Source organism: Sporosarcina aquimarina, assembly GCF_019748715.1.
Taxonomy (GTDB): Bacteria; Bacillota; Bacilli; order Bacillales_A; family Planococcaceae; genus Sporosarcina; species Sporosarcina newyorkensis.
On record NZ_JACLBZ010000013.1, the window covers coordinates 1 to 12,430 of the forward strand.

Here is a 12,430-nt window from a genome sequence, read left to right on the forward strand (position 1 = left end):
ATTTTGTTTATGTCACCGGCAGAGCCGATGCACAAACGTATAATTCGTTAACGTTTTGCTGTTCAGTTTTCAAGGTTCATTTGGTTAAATAATATGGAGCGGGTGAAGGGAATCGAACCCTCATCATCAGCTTGGAAGGCTGAGGTTTTACCACTAAACTACACCCGCATATAAATTGTAATGAATAGCATGTTTGGTGCGGTAAAGAGGACTTGAACCTCCACGGGGTTAACCCCCACTAGGCCCTCAACCTAGCGCGTCTGCCATTCCGCCACTACCGCTCTGTTTTAGCGACAAACTCTATTATACATGATTGAAATGATAAGTCAACAACTTTTTTAAAAAAGTGGTGAGCCATACAGGATTCGAACCTGTGACCCTCTGATTAAAAGTCAGATGCTCTACCAACTGAGCTAATGGCTCGTTTTGAAAGTAAAAAACGAGATGTTCCAAATACCATACTTGATCCTTATAACACTTTAAAAAGTGATGTTATAAAAATGGCTGGGGTAGCTGGATTCGAACCAACGAATGACGGAGTCAAAGTCCGTTGCCTTACCGCTTGGCTATACCCCACTACTGATAATCTGTTCGTCAGACTTCTAGGCATTCGTTTCATTTTACTAAAGTGACCCCTACGGGATTCGAACCCGTGTTACCGCCGTGAAAGGGCGGTGTCTTAACCGCTTGACCAAGGGGCCTTAGTTATATTGTTCGGTAAACTAATGTGCGATTTGTTCCGCATGTCTCAGTCGACTTTTCCTATTATAGACAGGGTCATCAAATTCGTCAACCTTTTTTATCAATCTTTTTAAAAAAACTTTCATTATTCTTCTAGAACCTTGATTTAACAAGCTTTCACTTTAAATTTTTTTATTTTATTTTGTATAGCCTCTATCCCGATTCTAAGATCCTTCTGAAAACATTTCACTTTAACAATACTTACTTGTGGGTCAAAAAACTTTTTATTCATTCTTGGAAAACGCTATTACGATGAGAATATATAATATAAGACTGGTATGGTCCTACGAGACTTTAGCGCGTCTCACTGAGTTCATTGCCAATATTTACGAGTAAAGGCTGCCATATAAAAGACATTTCAGTCTTTCATGACAGCCCTTTTCTTTATTTATACTACTTTGACGATCTTCCCCGCACATTTTCCGCAACGATATTTACGGCAATCCATTCGTCTTCGTCTTTGATAGTTGCACCCACAGGCAGTACAACGATAATGGTGGACGACCGTACTTTTCGTTCTTCGCTCTGCAAGCGGCTTACAATGACGTGGCGAATTTGTCTGTCGTAACAGTTTTTTAAAATCGGTATCCCCATGTTTATATCCTTTACCTTCTAAATGAAGATGGTAATGGCATAGTTCATGTTTGATGATTCCAACCAATTCATCCTCGTCGTAAAGTTGGACAACAAGTGGATTAATCTCAATATAATGATTGGATAGCTTATAGCGTCCTCCTGTTGTACGCAACCTTTTATTAAAGATTGCTTGATGGATGAAAGGTTTATAGAAGACGTCGAGTGAGATTTGCTCGACTAGTTGTTGTAGTTGTTCATCCGACATACTCATATTCTCCCTTACTTAGATAAAGGCAGCATGGATAAAGCAATACGTCCCTTTTGTCGATCAACTGAATCGATCCACACTGTCACAATGTCACCGGAGGCTACGACGTCTAATGGGTGTTTGACGAATCCTTTTTTCATCTTCGATATGTGAACCAGACCGTCTTCGGAAACACCAATATCAACAAAGGCACCAAAATCCACGACATTTCGGACAGTCCCTTGCATTTCCATTCCTTCGTGCAGATCTTTAATATCCAAAATATCCGCTTTCAGTAATGGTTGTGGATAGTCGTCACGAGGGTCACGGTTGGGGCGTTGCAACGTTTCGATAATGTCCTTAAGCGTGATCTCTCCAACCTCTAGCTGTCTAGCCAGTTGTGCAATGTCGACTTTCCCCAAAGCCTCTGTCGCTTCACTCGTTCCCAATTGAGTTTTATCCAGCGCTACTTCTTTCAAAACGGATTCTGCAATTTTATAGCTTTCCGGGTGAATCCCTGTTGTATCAAAAGGTTCTTTGGATTCTGGTATGCGCAGGAAGCCGATTGCTTGCTCATATGTTTTGGCACCTAATCTTGGAATCTTCTTTAAGTCTGTTCGCTTTTTGAATTTACCTGCTTCTTCTCTTGCTTTGACGATGTTTTCAGCTACAGTTTTTGAAAGCCCTGAAACATATTGCAAAAGTGAAGAAGAGGCGGTGTTGACATTGACACCTACCTGGTTTACAGCCGTTTCTACGACAAAGGACAAGGACTCCGACAGATTCTTTTTTGCCACGTCATGCTGATATTGCCCCACACCTATTGACTCGGGATCAATTTTGACGAGTTCTGACAGCGGATCTTGCAAACGACGTGCAATCGATACAGCGCTACGCTGTTCGACTTGGAGATCAGGAAACTCTTCCCTTGCTTGCGGTGACGCCGAATAGACACTGGCACCTGCCTCGTTTACTATCACGTAGGAAACTGGCTCTTCAGCTTCTTTAATTAGTTCGACAATGAATTTCTCGGTTTCTCTTGAAGCTGTTCCATTGCCGATTGCAATGATCGAAATCGGATATTTCTTCAATAAATCCATTATTACTTTTTTCGATGCCTCTTTTTGCGGTTTGGGCGGATGTGGATATATCACGGAGATATCATGAAGCTTACCCGTCTCATCTACGACCGCCAACTTACACCCTGTACGGAAAGCAGGGTCCACGCCGAGAACTGTTCTGCCTTTTAAGGGAGCTTGCAGTAAAAGGCTCCGAAGATTTTCGGAAAACACATGAATCGCCTGCGCTTCGGCTTTTTCAGTCAACGCTGTTCGTACTTCCCTTTCAATAGAAGGAGCGATTAACCGCTTGAATGAATCTTCCAATGCGTTCTTTATATAAGATGCAGATGGCGAACCTGTTTGTTTGAGGTACGCCCGCTCCAGATCTCCGACAATCCGATCAGCCGGAAAACCTACACCGACACGCAGTACATCTTCCTTTTCTCCACGATTGATAGCAAGCACTCTGTGAGGAACAATTTTATTCAACGGTTCTTCGTAATCATAATAATTTTCGAAAACTTTCCGCTCATCTTCCGCACCTTTTTTCAAAGCAGCCGTCAAGCGTCCTGCAGACCACGTAGTTTTACGGATACGTTCCCGCATTGTGGCGTCTTCAGAAACTCTTTCCGCAATAATGAATTTAGCACCTTCAAGAGCATCTTCGATTGTGTGAACCTCTTTTTCCGTGTTCACGTACACAGCAGCTGACTTTTCGATACTACTGTTTGTTTGTTGCATCATCTCATCAGCCAGCGGTTCTAAACCGCTTTCGATAGCGATCATCGCCTTCGTTCGACGTTTTTGCTTGTATGGACGATATAAGTCTTCAATTCGCTGCAATACAGTCGCCCGCTCAATATCGGCCTTTAATTGATCGTTCAGCTTTCCTTGCTCTTCGATCAAACGAAGTACTTCCTCTTTTCGTTGTTCCAATGATTTTACATAGTGATAAGAGTCTTCAATCTCTTTTATCTGCACTTCATCTAATGAACCTGTCGCTTCTTTACGGTAACGCGCAATAAAAGGTACTGTGTTGCCTTCTTCCAATAGCGCGATAACACTTGCAGTTTGACGTTTGCCAATGCCTGCTCGGCTCGCGGTTGCTTCCATAAGATCTATTGACAATTCAACCACCCCTTCTTCTTTCCATATAATAGCATAGGTCGAATTCAGATTCCTGCCTTACCTATCTGATAAGTACATACAAAAAAACCCACTTCAAATTAATGAAGCAGGCTTGCCGCGATGAATGTCGCATCATCATTCGAATCGATTGTACTTTCAATTTTTCTGTACAATTGATAGGCTGTGGTGTTCTCTTGTAAATACTTTTTAGGGCTACGCAAGCTCACGCCATCTGAATGTAAGAAAAATCGATCATTCTTATGATATGGATAGCGTTGCGTACGAAGTGATTGCGGACGTCCTGACAGGTAGCCCATGACAGGCAACGGATAAATCATCTGACCATTTGACTGTAGGATATATAGACGGATATTACCAACACAACTGTACTCCAAAGTTTGCTGGGTAAAATAAACTTTTACAATTCCGACCGCTGCGCCACGTTTGTGGAACATTAATTTATTGCAACGTAGCAACAAATCGTCAGGTGATTCATGATGGTACTCTTCCAATACGTTCGGTATCACTTCGGCGGATTCCTTAGCGTCTGTTCCGCTTCCTAAACCGTCTGCGATTGCACAAATGAAATAATCTTCTTCTGAATGAATGTAGTATGCATCCCCAGAATCCTTATTTCCCTTTTTCGACTGTTGGTATATATATGCCTCTACATATTCATTCTCGAAAGTTTTCACTACTTCGCACCACCACTTGTTAGTATTACTTCTTGCAGTTTCTTAATTGCTTTTCTTTGCAGTCTAGATACATGCATTTGAGAGATATTCAGTAATTCCCCAGCTTCTTTCTGACTCATCTGGTCAATATATGTATACTGGATAATTTGGCGCTCACGTTCGCTCAATACACTTAATGCATCTAAGACCAGCATTCGTTGGTCTGTCTTTTCAAATCCACCGTCTGTTTCACCTATAATATCAAGCAGCGTAATTGTGCCACCTTCTGAATCCGCATCCAGCGTATGGTCAATGGATAACGCTTGATAGCTTCTGCCCATCTCCATTGCTTCCAATACAAGTTCTTCGTCAGTGTCAAGATACTCTGCTATTTCGTATACCATAGGCGAGCGTTGAAACTCTGTTGTCAGCGTCTCAACAGCCGCTTTAATTTTAGGACCCAATTCTTTTATACGTCGCGGTACATGGACAGCCCATGTCTTATCGCGAAGGAAACGCTTGATTTCGCCTATAATTGTTGGTACGGCAAATGCTTCGAAACTTCTTCCTTGCTCAGGATCATAGCGACGAATCGCACCTAATAACCCGAGCATACCTGCCTGCACGATGTCTTCGTGATGTGATTGGCCACGGGAATATTTTCGGGCAATCGAATGAACCAAACGCTCGTAATGCAAGACTAACTGCGTCTGGGCGTCGTCATCTTGCGTCTCTTGATATTCATGTATCCACTGGATTACTTGTTCCTTTGTCTCATTGTCACGAGAAGACCGTTGGTTTGACATGTCCTTCTCCTCGCTCTCTGCCCAAGTATTTGGTCATGAAGACGATGACACCCTCCCCATGATCAATCTTCACTTCATCCATTAATGCTTCCATCAAGTAAAGGCCTAATCCTCCTTCCCTTAATGGCGATTCCTCGTTCCAGTCTTGGTATGGACCAATCTTCTTCTTCGTTTCTTCAAAATCGAAGCTTCTGCCATGATCTGTCACGACAATTTCTAATCGGTCCTCATAGAGGGCACAGCCTAAAATCACTTCACCTACTTTCTCGTCATTGTAGGCGTGCTGCACTGCGTTCGTCACAGCTTCACTTGCAGCGATTTTCAAATCCTCGATCTCGTCGTATGTAAATCCTAGACGGCTCGCCAAGCCTGAAATCGCCAATCGAGCTACCCCAACATATTGTGGTTTCGCCGGAACTTTCACTTCAATATAATCAAACGCTTGCATCATCTTCGCCACCTTCTATCTGTTCTATCTCCATAATTTCATTCAACCCTGTGATTTCGAATAATCGATAGAGGCGCTGATTCAATCCTTTGATCACCAGTTTAGCGTTATGTGCTTTAATCTCTTTATAGAAGCCGACGAAAACGCCTAATCCTGTACTATCCATGTAATTGACCTCAGATAAGTCCAGCTCAACTTCCATTCCTTCTGCCTGCTCCAGCTTTGCCAAATGTTCCTTCAACTTTGGTGCCGTATATATATCAATCTCACCAATAATCTTAAATTTATGAACTAAATCTTTGTCTACTTGCTCAACTTGTAAATTCATTTCGCCACCCCGATCGGTTTCTCTATTTTTCCAATTTATGCGCATCATCATTTCGATATTTGCACACATCTTGTAATATACCCGCTTTCCAAACTTCAAAACATTTATTTTGTTTTTTTCAAAATAACCAGTGTAAAGTCATCATGCAACTGGTAGTCTTGCATTCTAGAAAGTTCATTAAATAAATAGTCGACCATCGCTTGTGCATTTTCGGACTTCACTTGACACAGTAAGTTTTCGATAAAATCCATTTCAATGAATCCATTTTCCGTTCGAGTTTCACTTACACCATCCGTCATTATAACGACAAAATCATTCACTTCGAGCTTAACTGTACGTTCCTCGTATTTCGCTTCTTCCTGAACTCCAAGCAGAAGCCCTTTGCTCTCCAATAGCTTAAACTCTTTTTCGGCTGCACAATAAAAAAGGGCTGGTTCATGTCCCGCTGAAGCATAGCGAAACGTAGCGGTATCCGTGTCATACTTTCCATAGAACATGGAAACGAACATCGAATCGGAAATGCTTTTTTCAATCATTTTATTAATAAAACTGAGTACTTCAGATGGACTTCTCTTTTCGTAGCGCAGACTATCCATGCCGAATTTCACCATGGACATATGCATAGCAGCAGACATCCCTTTGCCAATAATATCCGCCACCGCTAAGCACACTTGACTTGAAGTTTCATTCAAAAAGTATACATAGTCCCCATTCATCTGTTTAGCAGGCTTTGAGATCCAGCCGATGTCCAGTCCTTGTACTTCAGGAGTCGCGGTCTGTAACAGCGTATTCTGCATCCTTACCGCAATATCCATCTCCATTTGAATGGCTTCTTGCTTACGAATTAGACTTTGGTGTTCTTTCAAAGCTAGTCCATAATGGATCATCATTTCAATTAAAAAATCAAAAGAAATACTTACTTCCGGGGGCAGGTCCTCGATCAACTCTTCAATAGAGGTTTTGTGAAGGCTGATGACATCTTCAGGCGCAATTTTCTTTTCTATAAAATTACGACTGAATTGCTGACCTAAATAAAGATCTTCTTCCCCTTGGGTGCGCAGAAAACTCTTCAGCATTTGTTTATACTGTTTACCTGTCTCCTGTGGCAATGTTCTTCAACTCCTAGTGCAACCATTTCGTCGCTGTAATGGTAGTACCAATACCCACTTCCGTCTCAACGCGAAAGTCATCCATCAATCGCTTGACTCCAGGCATACCGGCACCCAACCCTCCAGAAGTAGTAAACCCATCCTCCATCACTTTTTGCAAGTCAGTAATACCCGGGCCTTCGTCTGAAGCCGTAATAATCAATCCTGCTCGCTGACCAGCCCGGACAGGCTCGATTTTAATTACACCTTTTCCTGCATACAGATATATATTTCTTGCCAATTCGCTGATGGCAGTTGTAATTCTTGCCTGGTCCACTGTTCCAAAACCAGTTTCCTTCGCCTCATTACGGCCAAGCTGCCTTGCTGCAACAATGTCCCATTCCGTATTGATCTCTATAGAAGACCCGTGCTCCATGGTCAGGCCTCCAATTCTCTAGTCAATTTCTCTAGCCCATTTTCTAGATCTAATGCAGTCTTCACATTTTCCAAGCGTATGCCAAGTTCAATAAGTGTGATGGCTACTGATGGTTGAATACCTGTGATGACCACTTTCGCTCCCATCAGACTGGTCATGTGAATCACGTCACCAAGTACTTTCGCGATAAATGAATCAATGAAGTCAATTGGCGTCAGATCGATTACCACACCGCGGGCTGATGTCTTATGCAATTGATCCAATAAATCTTCTTGGAATTGCAAAGCGGTCTGATCGTCTAGCTCTACTTGAATGGATACGATTAATGTATCTTTTAACTTTAGAATCGGGATTCGCATCTTCATACTATTCCTCCTCCACTATCGTACGTCCTGTCATCTGCAACGCCTCTTGCATCCCTCGTCTCAGTGTGCTGGTCGTTGAAAAGTCCGTTAAGTTAATACCCAATGTCACGATAGTCTGAGCAATTTCAGGACGAATACCGACCAACATACATTTCGCTCCGACAAGCCGCACTGCATCTGCAGCCTGAATTATATGATGAGCCACCATTGTATCCACGACTGGTACGCCTGTAATATCAAGCAACACCACTTCGGCACGTTGTTTTACGACACCTTCCAACAAATTTTCCATAATCAGTTTGGCGCGCTCTGTATCGATCGTCCCTACTAACGGCATAACGGAGATTTTTTCAAATACTGGAATCAAGGAGGCTGATAATTCCTGCAAAGCAATTTTTTGCAGGCTATCTGTTTGTTCCCACTTCGTAGCGTATTCTTCAATAATACTCTCGCGCAATGGGTTGATCCAGCTGGAGAAAATGTCCATACCTTGACGCAGATTTGAATTCGTCAGAACACCCGTTTCGAAAAACAACTCATATACAACTGCGGAGAATGTATCAATCGCACGGTTAATGAATTTGATGGACCAACCAAAATGAATGATCTTCTCCGTGAACTCGTCCAATCTTTCTTTATCCACTTTCTCTCGATGGGATAAGTTAGAAGTCATTAATGTAGTAAATTCCCTGCTCGTCGTTTCTACAACACTCGCCGGCATTAAATCTAAAAATCGCTCACTGGAGTTGTCCTTCATTTGCTCCACCCAGCGTTTGGTGATGGTATCTATATTGTCGGATATGCTTTGTTTCATTACTTCATTCATCGCCACTTGTTCCTCCCTATACCTTCAGTTATCTCTATTGTAACGAAAATTTGTACAAACTACATGTATTTTGCTGTTTTTTTATTAAAGAACTATACAAAAAAAACACTAGAGCCTATTGGCAGTAGTGTTTTAGGGTAGCAGCCATCTTGTACTGCTTTTTAAAAAAACTGTAGTTAGAATATGTATGCTAAAATTTAATGAGCCCGAAACTTACTTGCAATGACTCATCGACTTGTTTCATTAACGCATCGTCTAAATGTGTTATTTTGTCTGTGAGCCTCGACTTGTCGATTGTGCGGACTTGCTCGAGCAGGATGACTGAATCCCGCTCGAATCCATGCCGTGCCGCCGTTATTTCGACATGTGTCGGCAATTTTGCTTTTTGTATTTGTGCAGTAATGGCTGCCACGATTACTGTGGGACTAAACCGATTTCCGATGTCATTTTGTATGACGAGAACCGGTCGGGTCCCTCCCTGTTCAGAACCGACTACAGGTGACAAATCTGCAAAAAAGACGTCTCCACGTTTAATTGCCAACTTTTCATCCTCCGCTGACGCAACGTTCCACGGTATGCTGAGCTTCAAATTCCGCATATAAACACTCTGCCGCTATGTTTAGGTTAATCTGCGACATTTCAACATAACCTCTGATCATAGCTTCCCGCAATAAGGAAGCTTCACCATACTCCATATGTCTCTCTGTCGTCATATAAACGAAATCATCTTGCATCTGCTCCCGCTGAAAGATTGCGTCTTCATTTTGCTGCAGCAATCTTGTTGGGGCTATACTAATTATTTCTTTTTCGTTTTTATTCGTACGCAACTTGAGCACCTCCGACAAACCCATCCCTTATTTCTATATCAAATCTATCTTACCATCGAAATACTAATAAGAAAAGACAAGGTTTGAACTCTTATGACAAGAAATGCAAATTTATTCAGTAGTTTGTCGAAATAAATGGCCGTTGCTGTGAAAGTTGCATCGAATTGTACGAGAAATATTTTACCTATAAACCCTAGGAATACGCGCTGAAAATGTTACGGCTATTTCATAAGGGATGGTACCTAGCCGTCCCGCCCATTCTTCTATCGTGATCTCCTCATCTCCTTGCCTGCCGATTAATATCACTTTTTCACCTTCTGGATATTCGTACGGGAGTTTGATCATACATTGATCCATGCAGATCGTGCCGACAATCGGGACACGTCTGCCTCCTATCAATACTTCTTGCCCTTCTAATGAACGTTTTAAACCATCTGCATAGCCGATCGGCAACGTGCCAATCCATTCATCTTCTTCTGTTTCATAGGTCCCGCCATAACTGATTTGTTCGCCGGCAGGCAACTTCTTCACATAAGCCAACTCGGTTTCAATCGACATTGCTTTTTCAAGCACAAAGGGTAATTTTTTCTCAACGGCTGCGGATGGTGCGATACCGTACAGACTCACACCAAAGCGAACCGCATCTAGTGCATATTCAGGGAACATCAGTGTCGCAGCACTATTAGAAGCATGAACCAGGCGCGGCTTTTTCGGAAAACAGTCGACCAGTTGTGTAAATCGTTTAAATTGCAATCGAGTCGGCTCTGCATCCTTTTCATCCGCCCGGGCAAAATGAGTAAACGTTCCATCAATAGACAGGTGATCGGACTGATTAATCAACTCGGTCAGATTAGTCAACTCCGATTCAGTCCGTACCCCGATTCTACCCATTCCGCTATCAATTTTTACATGTACTTTGCATTTTTTATCGAATTGCGGTTGATCGTTAACTTGTTTCACCCATGCAGCGCTTGTAATAGTCAGCATAATACCTTGTTCTGCCGCTACTTTCGCAAATGAAATAGGTGAAGGACCCATCACGAGAATGTCGACTGCATGATGATGTTTCCTAAGCGTGATTGCTTCGTCGGGCGTAGCCACAGCCAGCATCTCGGCTCCGGCCTCCAGCGCAGCATTTGAAATCTGTACTGCGCCGTGACCATAGCCGTCCGACTTCACAACCGCGATCAATTTCGTTTTGTTAGGAAGATAAGAAATAACACGCTGGACATTATGCTTAACTGCTGTTGTATCAATAATCGCTCTTGTTGGCCGATAATCGGTCTCGTTGAACATCTCGCTTCACCTCATTGGATAGACTGTGTCTTGTTTAATTAATTATCTATCCGAACGCAGGATCAAGTCAATTGATTCAACCGCTGATTATTTCGCTTCTGTAACGGTCATGGAATTCGCAACAGTGATCAATTCTTCTTTGCTCAATGTTTCAGAAGCGACAAAGAAGGACACTCCATTTACTTCCCAATGGATGGATTGGTCCGTTAACGCTGCTACAGCAAATCCTAAATCCACTGGATCACCCTCTACTGAGACAGGCAGTTGGTTCATCGGCTTTTCTGCAGGTTCCTGAATAACCACAAATTCTTTCTCTCCGCTGAACGTCATCAAGATACGTTGACCATTTTCAGTCGTCACGCTCTTTTCGTCTGATAGCGTCGATCCTTCCCAATTCACTGCTGGATAATAAGTTTGAAAGCCTGTTGTTTTTTCATCAGCATCCGCTTTTTCATCAGCGCCGGCTTCCTCATCATCAGACCCCGCTTGATCACTTTCCGCTTTTGGTTGCTCCATTTCGACCGCATAATCCGCAACCTTATGCTCTACACCCAAAGAAATTTTAGAGAACTTGATCGAAATCTTTTCCTCGCCCGTTTCGTCATGGATTGTTACATGAGTCGGCAAGAGTGTTTTCTTATCGATATGAATCTTTTGCGTAGGCAATAATTTTTTATGATTATTGCGAGTTTCCGTTTCAAAGACATACTCTTTTTCCTTTTCTTCCATTGTCGCCGCTTTATCAACCTTAATGTCTTCCGCTAGCGTACCAATCAAATATCCTTGGCTGTTTTGAGCAGGCCAGTCACTTTGAAATTTATAGGTTTTGCCCAAGGACGGTGTAATGACAAAGACACCTTCTTCATTACGGACTATCATTTGTGAATCTTCATTCCCCGATTGCGTGACATTCACTTTGTAAAATTCGGGCTTTGTATGCCATACCTCCACATCGTATACCCGAGGTTCTGCGCCCGTTTTAATTTCCATTGAGGCATTCAATTCATAGCCTTTCGTTTCGTTCCATTTATTGCTGAGCTTTTTCATCACATCTTCTTTAGAAGGTTTACCGCATCCCCCTAAGACTAGCAAGACTGCTACGACAACTAACAACAGAAATCGTTTCCGCATTCAATTCATCCTTTCTCCAATCAATTCGGGTAGCTTATCTTATGAGAGTGATGAATCGAATATGCGAGCTTGTTTCAAAGTTTTGGATTGTCACTTCAGTCTTCCATTAAAATTACCTGTGCTGCCGCAACAGTTTGTGTATGTGTGATGCTGATGAACCCTTTGACAGGCTGTCGACGGAAGTATAATGCGGGTCGGCCGCTTGGTTCCGCAATCACTTCGATATCTAGAAAACCGCAATCTTGACCTATGCCTGTGCCCCGCGCTTTGGAAAACGCCTCCTTTGCCGCGAAGCGACCCGCCAAATACTCCGTTTTCCTATGACCGCTCATTTTTTCATAGATTTGCAATTCAGATGAAGACAAAATACGTTCACGGAACTTAGAGTTACGTTTGTCCAAGCGCGCAACACGCTCTAATTCCACTATATCCAGTCCAATTCCTTGTATCAA

Annotated in this window: 15 protein-coding genes and 5 tRNA genes; all 20 read right to left on the reverse strand. The window is 42.6% G+C overall.

Annotated features, from left to right (window positions below):
• Positions 1-94: 94 nt before the first annotated feature.
• Positions 95-168 (reverse strand) — tRNA-Gly (locus H7J92_RS07055).
• A 26-nt stretch (positions 169-194) separates the two neighbouring features.
• Positions 195-281, reverse strand: a tRNA-Leu gene (locus tag H7J92_RS07060).
• A 66-nt stretch (positions 282-347) separates the two neighbouring features.
• Positions 348-423: transfer RNA gene (locus tag H7J92_RS07065), tRNA-Lys, on the reverse strand.
• Positions 424-501: 78 nt separating this feature from the next.
• A tRNA-Gln gene (locus tag H7J92_RS07070) sits at positions 502-576 on the reverse strand.
• Positions 577-629: 53 nt separating this feature from the next.
• Positions 630-701, reverse strand: a tRNA-Glu gene (locus H7J92_RS07075).
• Between the two features lie 428 nt (positions 702-1,129).
• Positions 1,130-1,582 carry a SprT family protein gene (locus H7J92_RS07080; RefSeq protein WP_040759888.1) on the reverse strand — a complete coding sequence of 151 codons (453 nt, stop codon included), beginning with the start codon at positions 1,580-1,582 and terminating at the stop codon, positions 1,130-1,132.
• Positions 1,583-1,596: 14 nt separating this feature from the next.
• A complete protein-coding gene (locus tag H7J92_RS07085) occupies positions 1,597-3,738 on the reverse strand; it encodes a Tex family protein (RefSeq protein WP_221836297.1) in 2,142 nt (713 codons plus the stop codon).
• 113 nt (positions 3,739-3,851) lie between these two features.
• Positions 3,852-4,448 (reverse strand): PP2C family serine/threonine-protein phosphatase, encoded by a 597-nt coding sequence (locus H7J92_RS07090; protein WP_221836217.1) that lies wholly within the window; start codon positions 4,446-4,448, stop codon positions 3,852-3,854.
• Complete coding sequence (sigB, locus tag H7J92_RS07095; RefSeq protein WP_009498857.1) at positions 4,448-5,233, reverse strand: RNA polymerase sigma factor SigB; 786 nt, start codon at positions 5,231-5,233, stop codon at positions 4,448-4,450. The genes H7J92_RS07090 and sigB overlap by 1 nt, the downstream gene beginning before the upstream one ends.
• Positions 5,208-5,681 carry an anti-sigma B factor RsbW gene (rsbW, locus tag H7J92_RS07100; RefSeq protein ID WP_040759889.1) on the reverse strand — a complete coding sequence of 158 codons (474 nt, stop codon included), beginning with the start codon at positions 5,679-5,681 and terminating at the stop codon, positions 5,208-5,210. Before rsbW ends, sigB begins: the two co-directional genes overlap by 26 nt.
• Positions 5,668-6,009 carry an STAS domain-containing protein gene (locus H7J92_RS07105; RefSeq protein WP_040759890.1) on the reverse strand — a complete coding sequence of 114 codons (342 nt, stop codon included), beginning with the start codon at positions 6,007-6,009 and terminating at the stop codon, positions 5,668-5,670. The genes rsbW and H7J92_RS07105 overlap by 14 nt, the downstream gene beginning before the upstream one ends.
• A gap of 104 nt (positions 6,010-6,113) precedes the next feature.
• Positions 6,114-7,118 carry a PP2C family protein-serine/threonine phosphatase gene (locus H7J92_RS07110; RefSeq protein ID WP_176132587.1) on the reverse strand — a complete coding sequence of 335 codons (1,005 nt, stop codon included), beginning with the start codon at positions 7,116-7,118 and terminating at the stop codon, positions 6,114-6,116.
• A 13-nt stretch (positions 7,119-7,131) separates the two neighbouring features.
• A complete protein-coding gene (locus H7J92_RS07115) occupies positions 7,132-7,533 on the reverse strand; it encodes an anti-sigma regulatory factor (protein WP_078818250.1) in 402 nt (133 codons plus the stop codon).
• 2 nt (positions 7,534-7,535) lie between these two features.
• Complete coding sequence (locus H7J92_RS07120; protein ID WP_009498863.1) at positions 7,536-7,898, reverse strand: STAS domain-containing protein; 363 nt, start codon at positions 7,896-7,898, stop codon at positions 7,536-7,538.
• Position 7,899: 1 nt separating this feature from the next.
• Positions 7,900-8,724, reverse strand: a complete 825-nt coding sequence (locus H7J92_RS07125) for an RsbT co-antagonist protein RsbRA (protein ID WP_078818251.1) — start codon at positions 8,722-8,724, stop codon at positions 7,900-7,902.
• 190 nt (positions 8,725-8,914) lie between these two features.
• On the reverse strand, positions 8,915-9,265 hold the full coding sequence (locus tag H7J92_RS07130) for a type II toxin-antitoxin system PemK/MazF family toxin (RefSeq protein ID WP_009498865.1): 351 nt from the start codon (positions 9,263-9,265) through the stop codon (positions 8,915-8,917).
• Between the two features lie 4 nt (positions 9,266-9,269).
• Entirely contained in the window at positions 9,270-9,575 is a 306-nt protein-coding gene (locus H7J92_RS07135) for a hypothetical protein (protein WP_009498866.1), read from the reverse strand.
• A 156-nt stretch (positions 9,576-9,731) separates the two neighbouring features.
• The gene (gene alr / locus H7J92_RS07140) at positions 9,732-10,847 is read right to left on the reverse strand and encodes an alanine racemase (RefSeq protein ID WP_009498867.1); all 1,116 of its coding nucleotides are present in this window, start codon (positions 10,845-10,847) and stop codon (positions 9,732-9,734) included.
• Positions 10,848-10,934: 87 nt separating this feature from the next.
• Positions 10,935-11,978 carry a LolA family protein gene (locus H7J92_RS07145; RefSeq protein WP_078818253.1) on the reverse strand — a complete coding sequence of 348 codons (1,044 nt, stop codon included), beginning with the start codon at positions 11,976-11,978 and terminating at the stop codon, positions 10,935-10,937.
• A 95-nt stretch (positions 11,979-12,073) separates the two neighbouring features.
• A complete protein-coding gene (gene acpS / locus H7J92_RS07150; RefSeq protein WP_078818254.1) occupies positions 12,074-12,430 on the reverse strand; it encodes a holo-ACP synthase in 357 nt (118 codons plus the stop codon).